Genomic DNA, 13,182 nt, shown 5'->3' with positions numbered 1-13,182 from the left:
ACTATGGGAATACAAACAACAAATATTTCGATACTCTTAGGTAAAATAAAGGAGCTAAGAAGAAGGAAATCGATTATGAGAACAAGAAAATCTTTACACAAGAATTATATAAAATCAATGACAAAATCGCTGTCTGTTTTTCTTGTATTGATTTCAATAATTTCTTGTAAACACCATAATGAGGAGTATCATAAGGTAACGGATAAAATAAAAGCGGAAAGCAAACACTATAAAGGAACTAGTATTTCGTCTGATAAATATCTAGCGGAAATGAATTTGATCGAGATTACAGAAGGAACTCATATCTTTTTGATACCAGAAAGAAAAAGTCAGATCAAGTCTTATGCTTGTTCTGAGTGTCATACAGATGATTTAAATAAAATAAAAGGGAAGGACGCTAAAAAAGGACATTGGAACATCAGTTTAAAACATGCAAATTCGGATGTTATGAATTGTGCAACTTGCCATGATACCAAAAACCTAGATGAATTAAAGACCTTGACTGGGAATTCAGTTGACTTTAATATGAGTTATAAAGTATGTGGTCAATGCCATTCCAAACAATTTGAAGATTGGAAGGGAGGTGCTCATGGTAAGAAAATTGAAAGCTGGGCGCCACCCAGAGCTTCTATGACTTGTACAAATTGTCATAATCCCCATAGTCCAAGTTTTGAGCCCCGTTGGCCAGCTAAATACAATACCCAAAAGAAACAAGAAAGAAAATAACCAAACACCAAGTGTTTTTATAGCCAAAAAGATATGAGCGAGAAGAAAAATAAATGGTTTTCATTAAGACTTTCCAATAAGAAAAAATCTGAGCCTAAATCAGGTGGCTGCGGATGTGGTAAAACATCAGGTGGTTGCGGTTCGCATCAAACCAACGAATTAGCGAAACCAGTTGATGGTTTTGACCAAGTAATGGGAGCAACAATGGATAGGAGGAATGCTTTTAAACAGTTGACAGCAAGCTTACTGGTTGGAGCGGGTGCAATATCTACTTCTTGTAGTGTTACCACTGGAGATGATGCAAAGGAAAAAGCTCAAATAGACTGGGAGGAACAGTTTAAAGGGAATTATAAATTGATGAGCGAAGAAGAGAAAAAAGCAACGGTTGACAGGTTGGTGCGTTCTCATCAATTGAACACCAAGGATACATTGGATATGTCTTCAAAAACAGCCGAAGAAGGAGTGTTATTTGGTTATGCATTTAATATTTCTAAATGCCAAGGGTACATGGATTGTGTAAGCGCTTGTGTTACTGAGAATAATCAGGATAGAAATTCTCAGATGGAGTATATCCGAATTCATGAAATGAAGGAAGGTATGGCTTTGAATTTTAATGAAGCTGATGATAATTATTATCATGAAGTACCTGCGGAAGGACATTTTTACATGGGAACTCAGTGTTTTCATTGTGATAATCCTCCTTGTGTTGAGGTTTGCCCTGTTCAGGCAACTTGGAAAGAACCAGATGGAATTGTGGTAGTTGATTATGATTGGTGTGTGGGCTGTAGATATTGTATGGCGGCTTGTCCATATGATGGTAGACGATTTAACTGGAGTAAACCAGAAGTACCCAAAGAAGAAATTAATAAAAATCAACATTATTTAGGAAACAGGCTGAGAAAGAAAGGTGTTATGGAGAAATGTACTTTCTGTATCCAGCGTTCTAGGGAAGGACAGAATCCTGCCTGTGTTGAGGCTTGTCCAACCGGAGCAAGGGTTTTTGGTAACTTGTTAGATCCTAATAGTACCATTCGTTGGGTTTTGGAAAATAAAAAAGTGTTCAGGTTAAAAGAAGATTTAGGTACTGAACCTAAGTTTTGGTATTACATGGATTAAAAAAGTAAAAAATATCATTTATAAATTGATTTAAATGGGAAATTTAAAAGTATTTAAAAGTTTGGTTATTGATAGTTTGGATATCATAACCCATGGTACAAAAAAGTATCATTTGTGGATGGCTTTTTTAACAGCAGTAATGTTGGCTGGTATGTATTGTTACTCTATACAATTAGAGGAAGGATTGCAGGTTACAGGAATGACAAATAGAGTTAGTTGGGGGCTTTATATCTCTAATTTTACATTTTTAGTTGGAGTAGCAGCGGCTGCCGTAATGCTTGTGATGCCAACTTATGTATTGCATGATGTAGATTTTAAAAGAGCGGTTCTGATTGGTGAAGGCCTAGCTGTAGCCGCATTGATTATGTGTTTGGCTTTTGTGGTGGCGGATATGGGTGGACCATCAGTTTTGTGGCATATGATTCCTGGAATAGGAGTTTTTAATTTCCCGAATTCAATGCTTACATGGGATGTATTGGTTTTAAATGGTTATCTATTTATCAATGTTACCATTCCTTTTTATATTTTGTTTCGTCATTATCAAGGCAAAGAAGCTTTGTCTAAAGTATATGTTCCCGGAGCCATTCTTTCTGTGTTTTGGGCAGTTGGAATTCATTTGGTAACCGCATTTTTGTATCAAGGATTGCAAGCACGTCCTTTTTGGAATAACGCATTGTTAGGACCTCGATTTTTAGCTTCGGCTTTTGCAGCAGGACCGGCATTGATTATTTTAGTACTAGCCATGATTCGTTCGCATACAGAATTTAAAATTGAAGATAAAACAATAAAAAAAATAGCGTTGGTAGTGGTTGTTGCTGCTCAAATCAATTTAATTATGTTGGTATCTGAGCTATTCAAAGAATTTTATGCTCCTACACATCATAGTGAAAGTGCCTATTATTTATTTTTTGGTTTGCATGGGAAAAATGCACTGCTTCCTTGGATATGGACAGCCATCCCGTTGAATATTCTTGCAACGATAACCTTAACTTTTCACAAGTTTAGAAATAATTTGACCATTCTTTATATTTGTTGTTTCATGCTGTTTGTCGCAATTTGGATCGAAAAGGGTTTCGGTTTGATTGTGCCTGGTTTTATTCCTGGTCCGTATGGTAAAATTGCAGAGTACACACCAACTGGAATTGAAATTGGTGTTACCCTTGGGATTTGGGCATTAGGAGCTTTTGTGTTTACTATATTGGCAAGAACTGCTGTGCAAATTGAAACGGGAAAACTTCGTTACAAGAAGAAATAATGGCTCTAATCCCAAAATATAGGTTTAGAAAATCATAAATATTCTGGTTTCTACTACTAAATTACCCTTTCATTTAAGATGTAAATAACTTTTGGTTTACAGATTAATATTTTTTGTTAAAGTGTTTATTTTAATGTTATCCTAGTGTTAATAGGGGATTGGGAGGTTAATTTTATAAAAATAATTATGGAGAAAATAGCTGTCATTAAGAAGTTCATTTTCTTAACATTAGGTTAATATTGAATCTGTTTGCATAAATGAGAACTTAAACTATATTTGCAGTCGAATGTAAAAAAAAGTTTATGATATCATCAAATGAATATTTCGACTCAAAAGTAAAGTCTTTAGGATATAAATCTGCAACGGGTAATTCTACTGTAGGGGTTATGGAGCCTGGAGATTATGAGTTTGGAACTTCTTCTCATGAAACTATGATTGTTGTTGAAGGAGAGTTGGTTGCTTTACTTCCAGGAGAGACTGAATGGAAATCTTTTAAAACTGGCACGTCTTTTGAAGTAGAAGCAAATAGTTCATTTAAAGTAAAATCAATAGGACAAACTTCTTATTTGTGTCAATATAAATAAGACGAAAAATATAGTAATTAGATCTTAGGGGTAGGATTTATTTATATATAGGGCTTTCATTAATTTGAAAGCCCTATTTTTTTGATTTTATTTAGTTGTTATTTGATGGATAGCTATCGTTTATGTTCTTCTATTTTTTTAAATTACTTTGCAAGGATGTTTTTGTTGGATATAACGTTATAGATATTGATAAAATTTGGATTTTATGTCTATTTTTGATTTGTCTTCTAGATTAAAAATCTAAAAGAAGTGAAACCATTTGTTATTAAAGAACTTTAGACTTCATGAAATTAGATGCCATAGATCTTAGGATTTTAAAAATCCTTCAAAATAAGTCAGACTTGACAACAAAAGAGTTAGCCTCTAAGGTTAATTTATCAGCAACTCCTGTTTTTGAGAGAGTAAAAAGATTGGAAAAACATGGTTATATAAAAAAATATGTTGCCGTTTTAGATGCTGAAAAATTGGATAAAAATTTAATAGTTTTTTGCAATGTAACGTTAAAAGAACATACAAGAGAGATAGGGAATCAATTTGTAAAAGATATTATGACGCTAGAAGAAGTTACCGAGTGTTATAATATCTCCGGAGATTACGATTTTTTATTGAAAGTTTTGGTTAAGGATATGAAAGACTATCAAAACTTTGTGCTAAATCACTTAGGTTCTGTTCAAAATATTGGTAGTGCACATAGTACATTTGTTATGGGTGAGATAAAAAACACTTATGCAATCCCTGTATGATAGACTCCTTAACCTATAGCGAAGGAACGCTGTTCTGAAGTTCTTTTCGGAGTTCTTTTTTTATCTTTTTATAGGCTTTTTTATAAGCCAAGTTGGTCCATTCATAAGGGTCCTTGTTATGGTCGTATAATTCTTCTTTTCCGTTTACGTAAAGGATATATCTAAAGTTTTTAGATCGTACTGAATAACTTTGATCTTGTGGTTGGTTACTTTTAAAATCCCCTCTTACAACGGATAACGCAACATTAGGTCCTTCCCAATTTTCTTCGATGGGATTTACAAGAAATGGAACTAAACTATGACCACTTAAAGCGGCACCACCTTCTGCTTTAATATTGTTTTCTTGTAGGTTACAAATATCCACAATTGTAGGGAAAATATCTACGAGTGACACAGGATGTTGGATTCTTTTTCCATGACTTTTTGTAAGGCTAGGAGCTCTAATGATCATAGGGATTTGTGTTCCTTTTTCCCATAGATTATTTTTATAAAGAAAATCTTTTTCCCCATGGTTGTAGCCATGATCACTTACTAATATTACAATTGTATTTTCTTTAAACTTACTATTGTTTAAGGTGTTCATTACCTTTCCAACTTGGGTGTCTGCAAAACTTACACAAGCCAAATATGCCTGAATATATGTTTTCAGTCCAACATCAATATCGTGATAAGCTGCTTTTAGGTGCTCAAAATGTTGAGCCCATGGTGGTGTGTATTTTGTGAAAGTAGAACGATAGAAGCAGTCATCCTTATCATTTTTTTTGATTTTAGGCAATTGTAACGTCTTCAAGGGATACATGTCAAAGTATTTTTGAGGTGCCACTAAAGGGGTATGGGGTTTTACAAATCCTACAGCCATAAAAAAGGGCTTGTCCGACTGTTCTTTTTCAAGAGAATTGATTTTGTTAATGGCCCAGTTGGCGCTCAATTCATCATTCATTAAATCTCTATCATCATCATTTACATAATGAAAGGCCTTTCTCTTTACCGGATCATACCAACCAGAATAACCCGGTACATTTTTACTTTTTTTGAAATGAGGAATATCCGCCAAAGAAGCGAATAAACCATCGTTTTTGTTATTGGCGTATTCTTTGGGAACGGATGGGTGATAGGCAACTTTTTTTCCATCAAAGGCATAAGGACCAAAATTATTTTTTATACCATATTCTGTCCAATCTTTGAGGCGTCTATGATGCATGATTTTTCCGGTTGCATAAGTGTGATAGCCATTATCTTGCATGAATTCTCCAAGAGATTTGTTTTTCATTAAAACTTTATTTTTTTGCCAATCTTGAAACCAAAAGTTTTTAGAAATATGCGGAAGAACACCCGTTAACATACTCGCTCGTGATGGCGCACAGATTGGTGCGTTGGAATAGGCTTGTTCGAAAATAGTTCCACTTTTTGCCAGTTTGTCAAGGTTTGGAGTTTGAACTTGAGGATGCCCTCCCATAAAACCAGTGTAATTATTTAAATCATCCAACATAATTAGTAATACATTAGGCTTTTTATGTTGAGGGAAAACAACCTCTGTGGGAATTAACAAAAAACTTATGATAGCGACAATTAATCCATAATTGGTGTTCATGATAATGAATTTAGAACACTAAATATACTTAACTAAAAAATTAGGATTTGTAATTCTATTACCGGTTTTTAAATCAATTTTACCTTTTACAATTAGTAAAAAAATACTTGATTTACATAAAAGGTCAATTTTTCTTCAGGACGTGCGATAATTTTAAAATAGCGATGGTCTTGATTGTTAACCTTGATGCTTATTGTTTTTTTATTTACAAATTTGAATTTTGGAAAGGTGGTTTTGCTATCTAATTGCCAGTTTTTGTTGTCAGTTGAACTCCAAATTTCCACTATCTTTAGGGGAGATTTCTTAGGGTTTAATTTTTTGTTCCAACGGGATCTAAAACCGCAGCTCAATACAATTTCTTGAATGTCTTGCTTGCTGTTTTCAAAACTAGCAATTGCGATTAATGGCTCTTTGTTAAATCCTGTCCAATATTTAGAAGAGATAATTTTTTGTGAATTTAACACGTAATTATCTATCAGAATTTCAGCTGCCTTACCCGTGTATTCTCCGTAAAAACCTTCATAAGTAACTTTAAAACTGTCTGGGTATATTCCCTTGCTATAAAATGTAAAAGATTTTACCTTACTGTCTTTCCATCCAGCTTTTGAGGCAATTGTTTTAAGTGTTTTTTTTCGTGTCCCTTCTAAAGATATAGAAATATATTCTGGCAGAATATCAGAATTCTGGTTAGGAGTTGAGTTGTCTAATGTATATCTAATGATTGCTCCATTTAGTTTGTGCCCAATTTGAATTGTATCTTTACCGTTGATAATATTTCCTTTACTTAATAGGCTGGGAGGAGCTAATTCATATTCAGATTTTTTTTGTTCTTGGTAGCCTTCAATAAAGTTTATTTCTCGGAATTTAGTTTTTAGTGAGTTCGTTTCTTCAGAAGAAATGTTTGTATTCCAGATAAAAAGCTCCGTTAGGTTTTTGAAGTTTTCCAATGAAGTTTCAATTGAATAATTTACCCCTGTATTAGCAACTGAAAGGGATTGTAATTTTTTACAATTGCTTAAAGATTCTAAAGGGTTGTCTTTGATGTTGGTAGTGTTTAAAATTAGTTTTTCGAGATTAGAAAACTTGTTTATTATAGCAAGATCTTTTTGTTCTATGGGTAAATTAGAAAGATTCAAATATGTGATTTGATTCTTGATTTTTTCCAATTCAGAAAGTCGTTCTATTTTAAATTTTGATCTTCCAAAAATAGTAACATCAATAGCTGGACTTTTTGGTGATTTTTGAACAGCTGTTCGGTATGGGTCATTTAGACTTTCTATTATTTTTGAGTCTGCAAATGAAAACGTATACGCATGTTTTTTTGTTTTTCCTTTTTGAATCCAGTTTTCTGAAATATGTTTTTCCAATGCTGAGTTTTTTGCAAGATTGGCATAAGAGATATTAGGGTCAGCTCCTTCTGCAATCCAAAGTTTTATCAGATCTATCTCTTTTTTTGACAGTTGAGGTTTCCCTTCCGGAGGCATGTGTTTTTTGTTTTCTTTCGGAAGGGCTACTCTTTTTAAAAAGGCACTTTCTTCAGGGGAATGAGCTTCCCATAATTTCCCGTTTTTTCCACCAGTTTTTATGCCCTCAAGAGTACTTAAGTTCAAACCGCCTTTTTGTTTTTGTGAATTGTGACAACTTGCGCATTTGTCAAGTATAACAGGCTGTATAAAGTTTTGATAAACCGTATGGTTGGTTTCTTTCGGGGTTAGTTCAGAGACTATAGGCTCACTGATGAAATTTGTTCCATGAGTTAGACTCGCACCATAATGTCCAGCAAAAATGATTGAGATAAAACTTAGATATATAAGACTTGAAAAAACGTATTTATTTTCTTTAACTAATACTGCAATAAATAACATAAAACTAATGCCTACACCTATCCATTTGTGTAGAGTTAGTAATTCTGAAGAGTTACTTTCTATGGATAATATTAGTCCCATTAAAGTGGCAATGGCTGTAGATACAGAAGTTAACCACAATAAATAGATATTAATTTTATGATACGAATCTAAGTCTAATTGCTTTTTGAATAGATTTAGCAATACCAAAAGAGACACAAAAGCAACCGGAAAATGTAGTATAAGTGGATGCATTCTCCCTAAAGGTTGAACCCAAAAAGGAATCTGTATTCGCGCTTCAAAAAATAATAAAAAGGCCAATAAAAAGTGTAAAAATAGTAACGTATTTACAACAATGGAACTGTGTTTTTTCATCAATATAAATTTTAAGAAACCGGTTAGGCAATAATGTCATTTACTACATGACCGTGAACATCTGTCAACCTAAATCTTCTACCTAAGTGTTTGTGGGTAAGTTTTTCATGATCGAGTCCCATGAGATGCATTATGGTTGCATGTAAATCATGTATATGAACAGGGTTTTCTATGATGTTATATCCAAGTTCATCGGTTTTACCATATGATGTTCCGGCTTTTACACCACCACCGGCCATAAACATGCTATAAGCCCTTGGGTGATGATCTCTTCCATAACTGTCTTTGGTTAATTTTCCTTGACAAAAGTTTGTTCGTCCGAATTCACCTCCCCAAATGACAAGAGTTTCATCTAGTAAACCTCTTTGTTTTAAATCAGTTATTAAAGCAGCAGAAGCCTGATCTACATCTTTAGCCTGTCCGACCATTTCATTTCCTAAATTATTGTGTTGATCCCAACCTTGATGGTAAAGCTGTACAAAACGTACTCCAGATTCTGATAATTTTCTCGCTAATAAACAATTCGCAGCATAGGTTCCTGGAATCATTGAATCTGCTCCGTATAGTTTTTTAATATGATCTGGCTCAGAAGATACATCTGTGATTTCTGGCACTGCTGTTTGCATTCTAAATGCCATTTCATACTGTTTTATTTTTGCTTTTATTTCAGGGTCTCCAAACTCATCATATCCCATTTCATTCAGGGTTCCTAGATGGTTTAACATTTTTCTGCGAGATTCTGAATCCATTCCTTTGGGGTTGTTTAAATAAAGAATTGGATCTTCGCTCGAACTCAATTGTACTCCTTGATGTGTACTATCTAAAAAGCCATTTCCCCAAAGTTTAGAGTATACTCCTTGTCCGTTTCCTTTTCCTTTGGATAATAAAACGCAGAAGGCCGGCAGGTTTTGATTTTCACTTCCCAATCCATAGCTTAACCAAGATCCCATGCTAGGTCTGTTACCAACTTGAGCCCCTGTTTGTAAAAACGTTAAAGCCGGATCGTGATTAATGGCATCAGTATGCATACTTTTTATGATGCATAAATCATCTGTGATTTTTGCAATATTTGGAAATAAATCACTTACCCAAGCGCCTGAATTTCCGTGTTGTTTGAAATCAAATTTAGATCCCACCAATGGGAGAGAGGTTTGTTTGGATGTCATTCCAGTTAAACGTTGACCGCCTCTTACGGAATCTGGTAATTCTTGACCAAACATATCTCTAAGTTTTGGTTTGTAATCAAAAGATTCTAGTTGTGATGGAGCTCCGTTTTGGGTAAGCATGATAATACGTTTTGCTTTAGAGGCAAAATGTTTCAAACCTAGAATAGGTTGTTCTGTGGTTGATTTGGCACCACTAAATAAATCTGGAACCAAAAGGGAGCCAAGTGCAACGCCACCAAAGCCCATCGCTGCTTTTTTGAAAAAATGACGACGATTGATGTTTATTTGATGTTCAAAAACTTCTTTTTTCATGAGAATTAGGTTTTGATAATAGTTTCTTCCATGTTGTACATGGTATGAATTACTTGCATTAAGGCTGCTACCTTGATCGTATTTCTGTTTTTTGTTATAGGATATTCTCCTACATCAATAAAGGCTTTTGCTTTTTGAGGCTGTTCCTTAAATTGAGCTTCTTGTTGTTTATAATATTCTAAAAAAAGTTGTTTTTCTGTAGGCTTAATATTTCTACAAACAATGGTTCTAAAAGCAGTTTCTATATGGTTAGAGATGGAATTATTTGCTGCGTTCAACTTTTCTGAATAGACTCTAGCAGCTTCTAATACGGTAGGGTCGTTTAGCATAATTAATGCTTGTAGAGGAGTCATAGTATTGCTTCTTGAAACCTCACATTGGTCCCTTGTATTTGCATCAAAAAACATAGGTACGGGCGGTAATGAGGTTCTTTTGAAGAACATGTAAATCCCTCTTCTGTATAGGTCTTCGTTATGATCTTGCGTATAAGTTGCTAGCAGTCCTCTACCTGAGGAAGTTGCTTTCCACATTCCTTCAGGCTGATAAGTTTTGACACTGCGTCCTCCAACTTCTTTGTTCAGCAATCCGCTACTCGCCAATACATGATCTCTTATCATCTCAAAACTATAGCGAGATCTTGGCATTCTTGATAAATATTTGTTTTCGGGATCAATGGCTAGTTTTTCCTCGGTTACAACAGTAGATTGCATATAGGTTGCTGAGGTCACCATCATTTTAACCAATCTCTTGATATCCCATTGGTGTTCTTGAAAGTCTTTAGACAACCAGTTGAGTAAATCAACATGACTTGGTAAGTCACCTTGCATTCCAAAATCTCCAGAGGTTTTGACTATTCCAACTCCAAAAAACTCTTGCCACAAACGGTTTACATAAACTCTACTGGTCAAGGGGTTTTTGGGGTTGAACAACCATTGACTTAGCCCGTACCTATTTTGAGGTAGTTTTTCTGTATCAAAAGGTAAAATAGATTTCGGTAGGTTTGGCGTTACAATTTCACCCTTTGCATCATAAACACCTCTATTTAAAATATGGGTATTTCGGTCTTCTATTCTTTCCTCCATGACCATTACCTTTACTGGGTTGTATTCTTTTTTATTTAAAAAAGGTAAACTATCCTTTGCCAGTTCGTTTGATATTGTAAGAAAAGGAGGTTCGGCAACCGTAGCATTTACACCACCAGCATGTTTTCTATAAGGGGTTTTTTCAAAAAAGGAAAAAGTGCTATAATAATCTTTTTGAGAAATAGGGTCATATTTGTGGTCATGACATTTCGCACATTCAAAGGTTAAGCCTAAAAAGGCTTTTCCAAAAGTATTTGTCCTGTCTGTTAGGGTTTCTATTCTATATTCTTCAACTATAATCCCTCCTTCTTGACTAATTTTATGATTTCTGTTAAAGCCTGTGGCTAGAGTAGATTCTATATTGCTGTTCGGTATCATGTCTCCAGCGAGTTGCCATGTAACAAATTTATCATAACCATAATTTTCATTAAATGCATGGATTACCCAGTCTCTCCAAGGCCACATAGTTCTTAAGTCATCATCTTGATAGCCATGTGAGTCTGCAAAGCGTGCAACATCCAACCAAGAACTTGTCATTTTTTCTCCATAGTGCTTACTTGCGAGCAATTGATCAACTACTTTTTCATAGGCATTTTCAGAATTGTCTTGTAAAAATTTTTCTTGAAGGGCAACGCTTGGTGGTAATCCAGTAAGGTCAAAAGAAACTCTTTTTAATAAGCGCTCTTTGTCTGCTTTTTTATTTGGAGTAAGGCTATGAGGTTCCATTTTTTTTGCAATAAAAAAATCTATCTCATTATTGGGCCAATCTTCTTTTTTAATGGAAGGAATGTTTGGTTTTGAAATAGGTAAGAAAGCCCAATGACGTTTGTATTTAGCTCCTTGCTTTATCCATTTTTTTAGAATGATTTTTTCATTTTTAGTCAATGTCAGATTGGATTCTAAAGGAGGCATAACACTTTTCGGATCTTCTGAGGTAATTCTTTTATATACCTCCGAGTCATTTGGGTTACCAGGTATAATGGCGTGTGCATTTTTGTTTTCTTTCAGTGCACTATAGGCACCTTCTTCCGTATCTAATCTCAAATTGGCAAACCGTTTCTTTGCATCAGGGCCATGACAATTGAAACATTTATCAGATAATATGGGTCTAACATCAAAATTATAATCTACAATTTTAGGTACGGAAACATCCGTTAATTTTGAGTAATTATCGGATTTGGTTCCACATGAGTTTAGAATAATTAGGACTGAAAGTATGGCAAAGATTCTCATTATATGCGTTCTAATTTTGTTGGGTAGGCTCTGTTCGCATTCCATTGACAGATGTATAAATTTTTATCATTGTCAACACATACATCATGACAATGATTAAAAATAGGTTGGTCTTGGACCATCATTTGAAGTTCCCCTCTCTTGTATTTTGGAGCGGTTCCTCCAGGGTTTGAAACTACTTTGTTGTTTTTGTCTAGTATGGTTACGAATCCTGAATTTGGGGTCCTTTCAATGTATTTCAACCTAGACCAACAAACCCCAGCATAAATGTTTTCTCCGTCAATAACAGGTCTGCAAACATAAGCCCCTGGTAAAAAAATGGTAGAAAGGTATTTGCCATCTAGGGTATATCTTTTAAAAGAATTATGCATTCTAGAGGTACAAATCAAGGTAATGTTATTTGGGTCTCGATCATCTATGGCAACTCCATGGGCATTGCTTAATTGATCGTCATTGAAACCTTTTCCTCCAAATTTTCTAATAAATTCTCCCTCTTGGTTGAATTGAAGTATCCAGTCAGAACCATAGCCATCAGCTACATAGATATCTCCATTAGCGGCAATAGCAGTTTCTGTTGGTTTGTAGCGCATTTTTTGAGTGTAAACACCAATATCAATCGGGTTCGGTAATTCCATTAATAGTTTACCATCTATTGTGGTTTTTACTACCCTTCCACTATTTGGGTCGGTAATAAAAAGAACATCCTCTGTTCCTTCTTGAAAAAGAGTTAGCCCATGTCCACTTTTATATTCATGGCCCCAAGTAGATATTACTTTTCCAGATTTATCATAGATGATAATATTATTTTTGGTTTCATCGGTTATAAAAATCAACCTACCTTTTGAATCCATCACCATTTCATGGCAGTTTTTTATAGGAGTACTATTTGGATTCAGGTTTCCCCATTCTTTATGAACACGATATTTAAAATCACCATGTCCAATAATTTCATCTTTTAATTCTGGTTTTTTTAAAATTGTAAAACCATAAGATGGGACGGACAACGCTGCAGTGGCAAGGGCTGTTTTCTTGATAAAATTTCTTCGAGTAGTTTCCATAGGTTAGATTTGACTTTTGATAAGCTTCGTTAGAATAGTTGAAGCGTATTTGCAGTTCAAAAATACCATGTAACTCGAGAAAGTTATGTGGAGTTTT

10 protein-coding genes are annotated in these 13,182 nt (G+C 34.5%); 5 read left to right on the top strand and 5 right to left on the bottom strand.

Annotated features, from left to right (window positions below; genetic code table 11):
• The first annotated feature begins 3 nt into the window (after nt 1-3).
• The 5 genes from AC2DZ0_RS10250 to AC2DZ0_RS10230 all read left to right on the top strand — a co-directional run bounded on the left by AC2DZ0_RS10250 (nt 4) and on the right by AC2DZ0_RS10230 (nt 4,424).
• Nucleotides 4-726: a multiheme c-type cytochrome gene (locus tag AC2DZ0_RS10250; protein WP_484641655.1), complete on the top strand. Its 723-nt coding sequence runs from the start codon at nt 4-6 to the stop codon at nt 724-726.
• Between the two features lie 33 nt (nt 727-759).
• The gene (locus tag AC2DZ0_RS10245; RefSeq protein ID WP_484641653.1) at nt 760-1,842 is read left to right on the top strand and encodes a 4Fe-4S dicluster domain-containing protein; all 1,083 of its coding nucleotides are present in this window, start codon (nt 760-762) and stop codon (nt 1,840-1,842) included.
• 34 nt (nt 1,843-1,876) lie between these two features.
• Complete coding sequence (gene dsrP, locus AC2DZ0_RS10240; RefSeq protein ID WP_484489960.1) at nt 1,877-3,097, top strand: sulfate reduction electron transfer complex DsrMKJOP subunit DsrP; 1,221 nt, start codon at nt 1,877-1,879, stop codon at nt 3,095-3,097.
• Between the two features lie 302 nt (nt 3,098-3,399).
• The gene (ppnP, locus tag AC2DZ0_RS10235; protein ID WP_484489959.1) at nt 3,400-3,681 is read left to right on the top strand and encodes a pyrimidine/purine nucleoside phosphorylase; all 282 of its coding nucleotides are present in this window, start codon (nt 3,400-3,402) and stop codon (nt 3,679-3,681) included.
• Nucleotides 3,682-3,965: 284 nt separating this feature from the next.
• Nucleotides 3,966-4,424, top strand: coding sequence for an Lrp/AsnC family transcriptional regulator (locus AC2DZ0_RS10230; RefSeq protein WP_484641651.1), 459 nt, complete (start codon nt 3,966-3,968; stop codon nt 4,422-4,424).
• Nucleotides 4,425-4,437: 13 nt separating this feature from the next.
• Here AC2DZ0_RS10230 and AC2DZ0_RS10225 read toward each other — a convergent pair whose 3' ends face one another.
• The 5 genes from AC2DZ0_RS10225 to AC2DZ0_RS10205 all read right to left on the bottom strand — a co-directional run bounded on the left by AC2DZ0_RS10225 (nt 4,438) and on the right by AC2DZ0_RS10205 (nt 13,085).
• Nucleotides 4,438-6,015 carry a sulfatase gene (locus AC2DZ0_RS10225; protein WP_484641650.1) on the bottom strand — a complete coding sequence of 526 codons (1,578 nt, stop codon included), beginning with the start codon at nt 6,013-6,015 and terminating at the stop codon, nt 4,438-4,440.
• Nucleotides 6,016-6,107: 92 nt separating this feature from the next.
• Nucleotides 6,108-8,234: a c-type cytochrome domain-containing protein gene (locus AC2DZ0_RS10220; RefSeq protein ID WP_484641649.1), complete on the bottom strand. Its 2,127-nt coding sequence runs from the start codon at nt 8,232-8,234 to the stop codon at nt 6,108-6,110.
• Between the two features lie 23 nt (nt 8,235-8,257).
• Nucleotides 8,258-9,712, bottom strand: a complete 1,455-nt coding sequence (locus AC2DZ0_RS10215; protein WP_484641648.1) for a DUF1501 domain-containing protein — start codon at nt 9,710-9,712, stop codon at nt 8,258-8,260.
• 5 nt (nt 9,713-9,717) lie between these two features.
• Entirely contained in the window at nt 9,718-12,027 is a 2,310-nt protein-coding gene (locus AC2DZ0_RS10210; RefSeq protein ID WP_484641647.1) for a PSD1 and planctomycete cytochrome C domain-containing protein, read from the bottom strand.
• A complete protein-coding gene (locus AC2DZ0_RS10205) occupies nt 12,027-13,085 on the bottom strand; it encodes a twin-arginine translocation signal domain-containing protein (protein ID WP_484641645.1) in 1,059 nt (352 codons plus the stop codon). Before AC2DZ0_RS10205 ends, AC2DZ0_RS10210 begins: the two co-directional genes overlap by 1 nt.
• Nucleotides 13,086-13,182: the final 97 nt, after the last annotated feature.

The sequence above is a fragment of the Flavicella sp. IMCC45668 genome (assembly GCF_057219105.1).
Note: the sequence above shows the minus strand (reverse complement) of the source record. Positions and strands in the feature narration are given on the sequence as shown.